The following is a 12,179-nucleotide window of genomic DNA, read 5'->3' as shown; positions in this document are numbered from 1 at the left end:
GCATCCGAACGAACTGAAGAGCTTTAACCGCTCATACAGCAGCATGAACGGTTGAAGCTTGTTTTCTTGGCACAGTTTATTTTGTTGGGTAGTTTACTGTCTGAATATGGTCTATCAGTGCAAATATACTTTCACCATTTGGAGCTACAAGCTCAAACATAGGAGCCTGAACTTTTTTTAGTAATCCGACCTTCTGAGGATCGTTAACCATATCCATCGCAATGAAATTACCTTCCATTTTTTTAAGCTGCTGAATGAAGTTAGATTCTGTCGATACAGCAGAAAGATTGGACAAGAGCTTATCTTTCTTCAAAGAGTAAGGGATAACTTCGGGAGGATAGGGGATCAAATATTTAAGATGTTTCATATGAACGAGTACGGTATCAAAAACAGGAGAATAGAAGAGGATATAATCGTCCAGTATGTTCTGAATATAACCGTGAAGCACATGGACTCCAGTAATATAAATTTCCGTGAAAATACCCTTGCTATTTTCCAAAAGCGGCCGAAGCGAGATGATTGTTTCTTGACTTGAAGGCAGGGATTGGGGAATATCGTCCGGTTCGACGACAGCTTCTGTATTATGCGTTAAAAATCTAATGTGGGCAGCCGGGATATATAAGTATTTGTTTCCATTTTTAATGATAACAACATCCGGGCCAAAATCTCTCAAAGTTCCTTCTAAAGGCTGGAGTACTCCCGAAACCATTACAATAACTTGTTTGCCTAATAGATCACTCAGCAAGTTCATATGGCATCTCTCCTTATTTAAGATGAGGTTAATGTAACTATATGTACTTAATTAGGTAAAAGTTTTGGTTGTTTTAACTACTTATTGAAATAATAGTCGAACAACTAGTCGCAACTTCATAGAAACGAATACTATGTATCATCACATTGGAAGGGAGTCGAAAAGAATGAAACATGTAGATTTGCATATCGAACAAGGCGTCGGTGTTGGGCAAGGGTACTTTATTGAGGAAGTTCCCCCTGGAATCAATGCACTGGTGCAGTTGAAAAACGAAAGCAAAGAGGCGGTGCTGCAGCTTATTATTACTCGGTACAATGCACCTTCCCTTACATTTGATGTTGCGCCGCATACTGATTTTGCAGTGGAAACCGGGAATATTCAAACAGTTGGGATTTTCGTTCCGAACAACGGAGATCAACGGGGTAAAGGCCGGTTAATTATCATTCCTAATTTCGCAAATATCAATCTTGTATAACCCATAGGAAAAGAGAGTCGTGACAAAAATACTAATTACACAAAAATATCGCATTACACAAAAATAAAAATATCGCACCCACCTGATAATTATTAGGAGAAATGCGATATTTTTATATTTTCAGACAGATCGCTTCGGGAAACAAATGGGCTAAAGGTTCCCGGAGCGGCAGAATTCCCAGCCTCTTATATTTCAGACAACTTCTTCAGATGCTTCTCGGATATTTCAATCACCTTGTCCACGCGCCGCTTGTACTTCTCAACGCCGCCCAGATGGTCGGTCGTCATCCACACCTTTACGGTTTCGAGAGCAATCGCCGAGCCGATGATTTTCCCGCCGATGCACAGCACATTGGTATTGGAATGGGACCGCGCCAATTCCGCGCAGAACGGGTCCTGGCATACCGCCGCATACACGCCGTAAATTTTATTGGCAATCATCGCGCTTCCATAGCCTACCCCGTCAACGAAAATTCCGCGGTCCGCTCTCCCCTCAGCCACCGCCAAAGACGCAGGATAGATATAATCGGGCAAATCGCAAGCTTCCTCATTGTTCGTTCCGAAATCGAGAACCTCATGCCCTTGACTGGTCAGATAAGCCTTTACTTCTTCTTTTAAGGACAAACCTGCATGATCGCATGCAACCGCAATCTTCATTTATGAAACGCCCCCAATTCATTGATTTTCAACGATTCTATCTTATCGCTTCGTTGCAAAGATTTCCAGTTGGTTTTCTTTCCGTGTCCCTCCCCTCCCTCCCGGATTCATCTTGAATTGACGGGGTATTAAGTAAAGGTGGTCAATTGCATTAACGCGGAACGCATACCAGAAGGAGGAATTCAAATGGCAGATCAGCGTGTACAGGACAAAATCGCGGCGGTTACGGGAGGCGGGTCCGGGATCGGCAAGGCAAGCGCGATACGGCTGGCCCAGCACGGCGCCAAGGTCTACTTATTGGACCGAACTCCGGAAGAAGCGGAAGAGACCGTGAACGAAATCGAATCCACCGGGGGATCGGCCGAAGTGATCGAATGCGACGTTTCGAAGCCCGAACTGGTGAAGCAGGCATTTGCGCAAATCGCGGAAAAAGAAGGGCAAGTCGATATCGTCTACGCCAACGCGGGCATCAACGGCACGCAGGCGCCGATCGAGAAGATGGAAATCGAAGATTGGGATCGGACGATCGACATCAATCTGCGCGGCACGTTCGCCACGGTCAAATACGCCATCCCCCATATGAAGGAAAACGGCGGCAGCATCATTATTACCAGCTCCATCAACGGCAATCGCGTATTTTCCAATATCGGGGCCTCCGCGTATTCTTCGTCCAAGGCGGGACAGGTCGCTTTTATGAAAATGGCGGCGCTGGAGCTTGCCCGTTACGGCATCCGCGTGAATGCGGTCTGCCCGGGAGCGATCGAAACGAAGATCAACGATAACACTTACCCTTCGGAAGAGCTGAAGCAGGTTCAAATTCCGATGGAGTTTCCAGAAGGCGATCAGCCGCTGGAAAAAGGGCCCGGCAAACCGGAGCAGGTCGCCAATCTGGTGCTGTTCCTCGCTTCCGACGAATCGTTCCATGTGACCGGAACCGAAATTTTCGTCGACGGCGCAGAATCGCTGCTGCGCGGATAATTCGGCCGGTCACACCGGTTGCGCACAGCCGAGCACTCGGCGGGGACTGCAGCCAGCAGTGTTGCGGCGGATAACACCGTCAGTCACACCGGATGCGCAGGTTAGTTCTGTCAGCCCTGTGCGGTCCGTTCAGGCCCTCGGCATTCCGCGATTTACGGCGGGACGCCGGGGGCTTTTTTGGGACAAACCTTCTTCTGCCTGCAACTTTTTGAAGCAATCGGGCATCTAGAAGGTTAAGAGGTGATAATTATGAACAGACAGACATTTATGCACAGCGCCAAAAAAATGACCATAGCATGCGGCATTTTGGCCGCCTCGGTATCCTTCGGAGCGTCGGCGTTCGCTTTTTCCGACCTTAAAGGAGATCCGGCGGAGACCAAAATCAACGCACTGCATGAAGCCGGGGTGATCAATGGAGTGACCAGTCAACTTTTTGCTCCCAAGTCCAAAATGACATACGGCCAAGCCATCCAGCTTCTAGTCCACGGGCTTGCGCTTGAACAAAATCCGGCGGCAGGCAGTCCTTCCAAGGCAAGCGATTATTTTGCCAAGATCGACGACAAGTCCTGGTATGCCTCATCTTTTCTGATAGCGGTTCAGAACGGCCTCTCGCTGGATAAGGCCACTGACCCGAACACCGCTGTTACCCGCGCCAATTTCGCACAGCTTCTGGATGAAGCGCTGAAAGCCAAGGGCGATTTTCCGGTGACGAAGATGTATTTCAATATCGCCGACGGCGGCAAACTGAGCGCTGAGGTGGGCAGCAGTCTCCAGACGCTCCTTAATATGCGTATCCTTTCGCTGGAAACGGGGGGCAAGTTCCGCCCGAATGATGCCGTTACCCGCTCGGAGGCGGCCGCTTGGGTGCATGATGCAAGAGCCTACGTCCAGCGCATGCTGGGAACGGTCGATGGAGACGATTCCTCAAGTACAAGCCAGGGCGCTGACATCAAAGTGGAAAAAGCGGCAGACGGCGTGAACAAAGTATCGGTTACAGTCGGCAATCTGCCAAATCCGGGCTACGGCCTGACGATTGCGAGAATCGACTTTGGCGATGGGAAAAAGGCCGTCATTTACTATGAAATCACCAAGCCGGGGCCGGGCATGTATCCGCAGGTTATATCCAAAGCGACAGCTGTCGCTTATCTGCCGGAAGGCTATACGGCAAGCGCGAAGCCGCTCCCCGGTTCGTATACGCCGCCAGAGCCGGACTCTCCCCAGTACTGAGGGTCCGCGCCAAGTTCGCGGGAAGCAGCCGCGGCCCCTCTTCCGGGACGGGACTATCCCGGCAGAAAACTAAGAAGAAACACCTGACGGCGTCTTTTTAAGACGCAGGTACGTTTCTCGTAAAAATATAAGACCAAACGATAGGCGTGAAGCTTATAAAGTCTTATATTTCAAAAAAACCTCCAGACCGCTTCCCGGTCCGAACCTGCTTTCAGGTTCGACCGGGAGCGTTTGGAGGTTTTTTATTCGCCGCGCGGCGGGCGCATGGTCAGGCTGACCCGGCCTTTCTTCAGATCAACGCTGAGCACCCAGACGGTCACATTGTCGCCGACGGACACAACGTCCATCGGATGCTTGACGAAGCTTGAGCTGAGCTGGGAGATATGCACCAGCCCGTCGTTCTTGATGCCGATGTCGACGAAGGCGCCGAAGTCGATGACGTTGCGCACCGTGCCCTGCAGTTCCATGCCAGGCGCCAAATCCTCAATCTTCAGCACATCGGTGCGGAAGATCGGCGGCGGCAGCTCCTCGCGGGGATCTCGCCCGGGACGCTGAAGACTTTCGAGGATGTCGCGCAGCGTGGGCACGCCGACGTCCAGCCGGGCTCCCAACTCCTCTGGGTTCTGAGCCGCGAGCACCGGCGTCAGCTCTTTGCTGCCGATTTGCGACAGCGTAAGTCCCAGCTCCTGAAACAGGCGGCTGACCACGGCATACGACTCGGGGTGAATCGGCGTGCGGTCGAGCGTATTCTCGCCTTCGGGAATACGCAGGAAGCCGATGCACTGCTCGTAGGATTTTGCGCCGAGACGCGGCACCTTTTGCAGCTGTTTGCGGTTCTTGAAACTGCCGTTCTCTTCGCGGTATTTGACGATATTCTTGGCGATGGTCGAGTTGATGCCTGCAACGTAGGAGAGCAGCGACGGTGAAGCGGTATTCACGTCGACACCGACATGGTTAACCGCCGATTCCACCACCGCCTTAAGGCTCTCGTCCAGATGCTTCTGCGACACATCATGCTGGTACTGCCCGACACCGATCGCCTTCGGCTCGATCTTGACCAGCTCCGCGAGCGGGTCCTGCACGCGGCGGGCAATGGATGCGGCGCTGCGCTCAGCCACATCCAGATCCGGGAACTCCTCCTGCGCCAGCTTGGAGGCGGAGTACACGCTGGCCCCGGCCTCATTGACGATGAGGTAGGCCAGCCCCGAGTCGCCGATGTCGGCAATGACCTCGGCGGTGAACTGCTCCGTCTCCCGCGAGCCGGTGCCGTTGCCGATAACGATGAGCTGAATGCCGTACCTCGCGATCAGCTCCTTGAACTTCTCCGCCGCCTCGCGCTTCTTGTTATGCGGCGGCGTCGGGTAGGTTACCGCCACTTCCAGCAGCTTGCCGGTCTCATCGACGACCGCCAGCTTGCAGCCGGTGCGGTAGGCTGGGTCGACGCCGAGCACGCGGCGTCCCTTGACCGGCGGCTGGAGCAGCAGGCTCCGCAGGTTGCCGGAGAAGATCGAAATGGCCTGATTCTCGCCTTTCTCGGTCATCTCCCCGCGCACTTCGCGCTCTACCGAGGGAGCGATCAGCCGCTTATAGGCATCCTCGGCCACGGCTTCCAGCAGGTCCTTGACCGGTGACGGGCCCTTGACGAGCTTGCGCGTGATATGCGCATGAATACGCGCAGCATCCACCTCGATGCCCACCTTCAGCACGTTCTCCCGTTCCCCGCGGTTAATGGCGAGAATGCGATGCGGCGGCATTTTGTGAACCGGCTCGCGGTAGCTGTAATAATTCTCGTATACGGATTCCTGCTCCTTGTCTTTCGCATCGGAGACGAGAATGCCCTGCGAGGCCGTAAACTGGCGCACCCAGGAACGGACCGCCGCGTCGTCGGCTATCGCTTCGGCAATAATGTCCTGCGCGCCCTGAAGGGCCTGTTCGGCCGACTCCACGCCTTTGGCGGCGTCGATATATTTGCCCGCCTCCGCTTCCGGGTTTCCGCCGCGCCGCTGCTCCATGATCCAGTCGGCCAGCGGCTCAAGCCCCTTCTCCTTCGCAACGCTCGCCCGGGTCTTGCGCTTCTGGCGGTACGGCCGGTACAAGTCTTCCACTTCCTGAAGCTTGACCGCTTTCGTTACTTGCTCCCGCAGCTCCTCCGTCAGCTTGCCCTGCTCCTCGATGATGCGGATGACTTCGCGTTTGCGTTCGCCGAGAGAGCGTAAATAGCCGAGCCGTTCCTCGATATCCCGAAGCGCGTTCTCGTCCAGCTCTCCGGTCATCTCCTTGCGGTACCGGGCGATGAACGGAATCGTATTGCCCTCGTCCAGCAGTCCCGCCGTTGTCCCTACCTGCTTCTCCGACAGGCCGAGCTCCTTGGCAATCTGGCCGATCATCATTTGCCGCTCCCGGCGCGCCGTTTCCTCCGAAACGGTATTCATATCCTGTTCGATCAATGAGCTTCCTCCTCAAATCTTAAATCCGTTAAATCAAATAGTATCATATTTGCCCGAATTCGTTCCAGCCGGTCTCCCCTTGGGTAAGCCGGGAGCTTGAATATGTCTAACCAGCTCCAAACGGCCGGGCAGACCGCCAAAAAGGCTCACCGCAAACCACGGTGAGCCTTTCTAACATTTTCTATGAAATGGCTATGCCTATTCAGCTTAAAAATCAATCAGACCCAAGCTGATCTGCAGCGAGTCATCCACCTTTTTCATCGTTTCGTCATCCAGGTGGGTGATCTTATCCGTTAAGCGCTGCTTGTCGATCGTCCGAACCTGCTCCAGCAAAATGACGGAATCCCGGTCAAAGCCATGGGACGCCGCTTCAATCTCTACATGGGTAGGCAGCTTGGCCTTTTGAATTTGTGCGGTAATTGCCGCGACAATTACCGTAGGACTGAAGCGATTGCCAATATCGTTCTGAATGACAAGAACGGGCCTTACTCCGCCCTGCTCCGAACCCACTACTGGCGAAAGGTCGGCAAAAAAAACGTCGCCGCGTTTTACGATCAATATTTACACCCCGCTTACTAAGCGGCCTAGAGTGCTGTCTGCATCTTCCTCGGCTAAGAACGCTTCGCATGCCATGGTCAAGTTGATCTTGGCCATTTCCATGTATCCACGCTGCATGGACTCCCGTATGGAACGCTTCCTCCGTTCGCTGAGATACAGCTTCATGGCCTGCCGGATCAATTCACTGCGGTTGGAATTCTCCATCTGGACAATTCCGTCCACCTCCTGCAAGAGATGATCGGGCAAGCTGATCATGATTCTTTTGGTGTTTTGCAAATTGGCCAACTTCTCTTCCACCCCCACAAACCTTCTGCCCTTGTATTCCAGTGTAGCATTATGCAAGGAATTTTATACAAGGAATATATGCCGTCAGTATATCAAGTATGCTGCATCCAATTATAAACCAGAAACGGCAGTTCGTATAGACCATAAGTCATATCATTGTCCACGAATTCATATTCCTTGATATTTCCTGCTTAACCTACAGGATTGGGGCTTCCGGTTTGCAGTAAGGCATTTACCAGGCGGGGAGCCGAGCCTTCGCGAATGTAGACGCGCGGCACCCGATGGGCCAGCATGCAGGTCACCTCGTAGTGTATCGTTCCAAGTTGGAGAGCCAGCTCGTCTGCCGTAATGGAGACGCCAGCCTGGCGGCCGATGAGTACAACCTCTTCGCCGGCTTTGATTTGTTCCGCCTCATTGGCGAAAGATTTGAGCGATACCATACACTGGTCCATGCAGATGGTTCCGACGACAGGAACGCGGCGGCCGCGTATTAACACCTCTGCCTTACCGCTCAGCATGCGGGAATATCCGTCTGCGTACCCTATGGGCAGCGTGGCGATATATTCGTCGCTTTCGGCGCGGTAGCGGGTGCCGTAGCTGATGCCCCAGCTCTCCGGCAGGCTTTTTACATAGACAACCTTCGTCTTCAGCGTCATGACCGGTTGCAGCTTGACCTGCTGCCGGTTAACCTCGGTCGACGGGTAGAATCCGTATATGCTGACGCCCACACGAACCATGTTCGGAGATAAATGCGGGGTATCAATGGCCGTAGCGCTATTGCCCGTATGTATGATCGGGATATGGATCTGTCTTTCCCGAAGCGCTTCCGTCACGCTCATGAACCGTCGGTACTGCTCCAGTGTATAGCTTTTGTCTGCTTCATCCGCTTTGGCAAAATGGGTAAACATCCCCTCCAATTCCAACTGCCGGACGCGCTGCGCCTCTTCAATGAACGGCGGCGCTTCGACCGGAAGAAGTCCGAGTCGGCCCATGCCGCTGTCGATCTTGATGTGCGCCTTCAGCTTCCGGCTGTCCTTCAAAGGAAGCTTCGATACCGCCTCCAGCACTTCCGGGGTAAAAAGCGTCACGGTTACGTCGTTCTCCCAGGCGGCGGCAATGGCTTCCGGGGGCGTATAGCCGAGCACCAGAATCGGCAGGAGTATTCCCGCCTGACGCAGCTCAATCGCCTCGTCCAGAAAAGCCACACTGACATAATCCGCGCCCAGACGTTCCAGTTCCCGCGTCACTTCCACTGCCCCATGACCGTAAGCATTTCCTTTGACGCATGCCATAAACTTCACTCCCGCCGGCAAATGCCGCCGGAAGCTCTCGTAATTGGCACGTAAAGCGTCCAAATCAATCTCGGCTACGGTCGGTCGATAGCTTTCTTGCACTTCCAGTCACCTTCTCGTTTGTGATAAGCAGTCTGTCATGGATTGCATTGATCTCTTTCTTATTCGTAATGGTAATGCTAACGGAAGGGACTGTCAATGTAAGCAAGGGTTTGACGTTCACCGAATGAAAGCAAAACGGATACTACATTGTAGAGGAAATCATCCCACAATAAGCAGTATCCGCCTACAACTAATTATTTACCCGCTTGATCCTGCATAGACGCGGCGATTTCCATCATTTCACTAAGAGGAAGGTTCGCGCTTGTAATCCGGTACTGCAGTCCGTCGCTCATCCAGGTCAGAGTCTGCTGCTCATCCCCGGTCAAAAGGCCGAGTGTAAAGCCAAGATCAACGCCCGTTCCCGGCGCGAGCGACACGGCTTGATCCAGCGGACGCGATTCCATGATGGTGTACTGGTATATTCCGTCGTACCGCAGAAGCACGGCATGGTCGTCGCTGTCCTCGACTTTATTGGAATCCTTGAACTTCACACCCTCCGGAGTGTAGCCCGGCTCGATGATGCCGAAGTCGCCAAGCTGCGCGCTCGCCTGGGCCTGCGCTCCCTCTTGGGTTTCTGCTGCCGGCAGCGGATTGCCGTTCTCATCGACCTGGGCCACCGTATTTTCCGAAGCGCCCTGGGAAGCCATATTCTTTTGCATATCAAAAGAATCGGCGGCAAACTCGGGATTGAAGGTGAACTTGTCGAACTTCACATCTACCACGACCTTGGCTTCGGAGTCCGAAACCTGTACCTCTTTGGGCTCATATGTCTTTTTGTTCAACCAAATCTTCTGGCGCACCAAGGCGCTGCTCTGATAATTGGCCGCAACGTCGAATATGTAGCTGTCCTTGTCAGCCACAAACTGGCGGTTGTCGTCGGCGACGATGCCTTTAACCAGCGTCTGGTACAGGTAGACCTGCCCCTGATTGTCCGGCCAATCGCTCTGGAACCGGAAGCTCTTGCCGAGGCTCGGCGTCAGCACGAACACGCCTTCATCGTTTCGAAGCACGATCTGCGTAATGTTCTTCTGCACGTTGGCCAGGCTGATCCGGTAGTACGACGGATTTTTATACCATACCTCAACCTTGTACTCCTGAGGCTGCTCTCCGGTATACAGGGTCATCGTGCCCGCCCCCTGATAAGCTCCCGTCTTGCTCTCCAGCTTGTCGGCCACGTCGTTCAAATCCTTGACTACGGAAGCGGAGTCCTTCTTTCCGCACCCCGTCATTATCAGGGTAACGCTCATAATGACCGCGAGTACCCATGCAATCCGGCGCATGACATCATCCCCTTAACCTGTTTTGAATGCATTGACTAGTACATGTCTATGAGGGACTTGACCGCAATATGCAGACGGGCGTGACAAGCGTGGGGCTTGGTTCTAAAAGCATTTATTTCTCAGATACTGTTCCTCGTCCATGGTCAATCAGCGCGCCTGCCGACTCCTTTTTTTCAGTAAAAAAGTACAGCAGGGCCAGAACCGGCATAATGAAGCCTAACAGGGCCGCCGCGGTCCAGCCGCCGTAAGCATAGGACCAGCCTCCCAAGAAAGAACCGAGAGCCCCTCCGACAAAGAATACAGCCATAAACAGGCCATTCAGACGCCCTCTCGACTCGCTGCCTAAGGAATAGATCGCACGCTGCCCCAGCACGAGATTTCCGGAAACTCCCATGTCCAGCGTGATTGCTGCAATGACCAGCATCGCCAGAGACGCGGCGGAATTGCCACGGACCAGATACGCCAATAAAAGAGATGCAGCGGCAATCGTAATCGCCAGACCGGTCAGCATGTGGGTCCAGCCCCGATCAGCCAGTCTTCCGGCGATTGGCGCAGCCACAGCTCCAGCAACACCGGCCAGGGCAAATAAGGCAATTCCTTGCTGCGACAAATGAAAATATCCGGATAACCGCAGCGGGATAACGGTCCAAAAAAGGCTGAAAGAGCCAAATAAACAAGCTTGATAAAAGGCTCTGCGGCGCAAAACAGGCGTTCCTCTCCATAGAGCACCCAATGAGCCGATCAATTCCATATACTTCAGGGTTGGCGATGGCTTGCGTTCAGGAAGTGCGCGAGACAGAAGAAGGGTCAATAAAGCTATGATTACCGCTGACAGCCCAAATACAATTTTCCATCCAAAGAGGTCGGCCAGAAAGCTTGCAGCCGGACGAGCAAACATAATGCCAAGCAGCAGACCGCTCATTACATTGCCTACGACGCGGCCCCGCTGCTCTTCCGATGCCAGATAAGCGGCATAAGGAACGAGGATTTGCGCCGTCACTGATCCAAGTCCGATAAACAGAGATGCGGCTAGAAAAATCGCTGCATTCGTCGCCAGCGCCGCTGCAATCAGACCACAAACGACGACAATCAACGAGGCTACCGCCAAACGCCGATTTTCGATAAGATCACTAAGCGGAACGATGAACAGCAATCCCAATACATAACCGATTTGCGTCAGCGTCACAATTAATCCCGCCGCGCCCGGTGACAAACCCGTAGCTTCGCTGATGGGTCCCACCAATGGTTGAGCATAATAAAGATTGGCAACGATAAGGCCACAGGAGATGGCCAGCAGAAGTGTAATCCAGTTCGGCACACGTTTGACTTCCGACTTTGAATGATTCATTCTAATTCCTCCTTATTGGTTAGACAGTTTCTTAATCCGTATCTATATAATATACTGTACGTTCAGTTTTGTAAATAGTTTTTCCAACCCGTAAATATTTTGTATAATATACGTACAGTATATCCTGGGCAATGCTTGATGGAACTTTTAATGAGGAGGAATTCCCATGACTACAAAAAGAGGACGACCACGTAATATCGAAGCCGAGAAGGCTATTCTCAACGCCTCCTATGACTTGCTGCTTGAAACAGGCTTCGGTGCTGTAACAGTTGAAAAAATTGCGGAACGGGCCAAGGTCAGCAAAGCCACAATTTATAAGTGGTGGCCCAATAAGGCCGCTGTTGTTATGGCCGGCTTCCTATTTGCCGCTTCCGCAAGGCTGCCTATACCCGATACCGGGTCGGTATTCAGTGATATTCTCATTCATGCCACTAATTTAGCCAAGTTTCTGACAAGCAGAGAAGGCAAAGTCATTACCGAGCTAATCGGCGAGGGACAATTTGATTCGGGGCTGGCTGAAGCTTACCGGGCGGAATTTTTCCGTCCCCGCCGGCTTGAGGCAAGGCAGCTTCTGGAACGTGGGGCCCAGCGGGGTGAACTGAAAGAAAGCCTGGATATCCCATTAAGTATTGATCTCATGTATGGACCCCTATTTTATAGATTATTGGTAACCGGCGATAATCTGGAAGAGACGAATATAAGAAATTTAATAACCTATGCGTTTGAGGGGATTAAATCACGCCAAACCGAACATTAAAAAGCCCATGTGCCTGACGGATT

General features: G+C 52.6%; 12 protein-coding genes. 4 read left to right on the top strand and 8 right to left on the bottom strand.

The features are described 5' to 3' along the window. Window positions 1-76 precede the first annotated feature (76 nt). Window positions 77-751: a DUF2642 domain-containing protein gene (locus EH198_RS09970; RefSeq protein ID WP_124695391.1), complete on the bottom strand. Its 675-nt coding sequence runs from the start codon at window positions 749-751 to the stop codon at window positions 77-79. 166 nt (window positions 752-917) lie between these two features. Between EH198_RS09970 and EH198_RS09965 the strand changes: the two genes are divergently transcribed. Next, a complete protein-coding gene (locus EH198_RS09965; RefSeq protein ID WP_124695390.1) occupies window positions 918-1,226 on the top strand; it encodes a hypothetical protein in 309 nt (102 codons plus the stop codon). 185 nt (window positions 1,227-1,411) lie between these two features. Here EH198_RS09965 and EH198_RS09960 read toward each other — a convergent pair whose 3' ends face one another. Beyond that, complete coding sequence (locus EH198_RS09960) at window positions 1,412-1,882, bottom strand: RpiB/LacA/LacB family sugar-phosphate isomerase (RefSeq protein ID WP_124695389.1); 471 nt, start codon at window positions 1,880-1,882, stop codon at window positions 1,412-1,414. 186 nt (window positions 1,883-2,068) lie between these two features. Between EH198_RS09960 and EH198_RS09955 the strand changes: the two genes are divergently transcribed. Together EH198_RS09955 and EH198_RS09950 are read left to right on the top strand one after the other, a co-directional pair. Next, window positions 2,069-2,860, top strand: a complete 792-nt coding sequence (locus EH198_RS09955) for an SDR family oxidoreductase (protein ID WP_124695388.1) — start codon at window positions 2,069-2,071, stop codon at window positions 2,858-2,860. A gap of 249 nt (window positions 2,861-3,109) precedes the next feature. After that, entirely contained in the window at window positions 3,110-4,087 is a 978-nt protein-coding gene (locus EH198_RS09950) for an S-layer homology domain-containing protein (RefSeq protein ID WP_124695387.1), read from the top strand. 242 nt (window positions 4,088-4,329) lie between these two features. Here EH198_RS09950 and EH198_RS09945 read toward each other — a convergent pair whose 3' ends face one another. From EH198_RS09945 to EH198_RS09920, 6 genes are all read right to left on the bottom strand, one after another. Next, a complete protein-coding gene (locus EH198_RS09945) occupies window positions 4,330-6,519 on the bottom strand; it encodes a Tex family protein (RefSeq protein WP_124695542.1) in 2,190 nt (729 codons plus the stop codon). A 222-nt stretch (window positions 6,520-6,741) separates the two neighbouring features. Beyond that, window positions 6,742-7,092: a type II toxin-antitoxin system PemK/MazF family toxin gene (locus EH198_RS09940; RefSeq protein ID WP_025333625.1), complete on the bottom strand. Its 351-nt coding sequence runs from the start codon at window positions 7,090-7,092 to the stop codon at window positions 6,742-6,744. Between the two features lie 3 nt (window positions 7,093-7,095). Next, window positions 7,096-7,377: a CopG family ribbon-helix-helix protein gene (locus EH198_RS09935; RefSeq protein ID WP_025333624.1), complete on the bottom strand. Its 282-nt coding sequence runs from the start codon at window positions 7,375-7,377 to the stop codon at window positions 7,096-7,098. Window positions 7,378-7,568: 191 nt separating this feature from the next. Next, complete coding sequence (gene alr, locus EH198_RS09930; RefSeq protein WP_124695386.1) at window positions 7,569-8,771, bottom strand: alanine racemase; 1,203 nt, start codon at window positions 8,769-8,771, stop codon at window positions 7,569-7,571. A 194-nt stretch (window positions 8,772-8,965) separates the two neighbouring features. Further along, window positions 8,966-10,051 carry an outer membrane lipoprotein-sorting protein gene (locus EH198_RS09925; protein WP_124695385.1) on the bottom strand — a complete coding sequence of 362 codons (1,086 nt, stop codon included), beginning with the start codon at window positions 10,049-10,051 and terminating at the stop codon, window positions 8,966-8,968. Window positions 10,052-10,163: 112 nt separating this feature from the next. Beyond that, complete coding sequence (locus EH198_RS09920; RefSeq protein ID WP_124695384.1) at window positions 10,164-11,399, bottom strand: MFS transporter; 1,236 nt, start codon at window positions 11,397-11,399, stop codon at window positions 10,164-10,166. A 166-nt stretch (window positions 11,400-11,565) separates the two neighbouring features. On the opposite strand from EH198_RS09920, the gene EH198_RS09915 reads away from it, so the two are divergent. Further along, entirely contained in the window at window positions 11,566-12,156 is a 591-nt protein-coding gene (locus tag EH198_RS09915) for a TetR/AcrR family transcriptional regulator (RefSeq protein ID WP_124695383.1), read from the top strand. Window positions 12,157-12,179 lie beyond the last annotated feature (23 nt).

The organism is Paenibacillus rhizophilus, from assembly GCF_003854965.1.
Taxonomy (GTDB): Bacteria; Bacillota; Bacilli; order Paenibacillales; family Paenibacillaceae; genus Paenibacillus_AQ; species Paenibacillus_AQ rhizophilus.
This window is presented reverse-complemented; position numbering and strand designations above follow the sequence as displayed.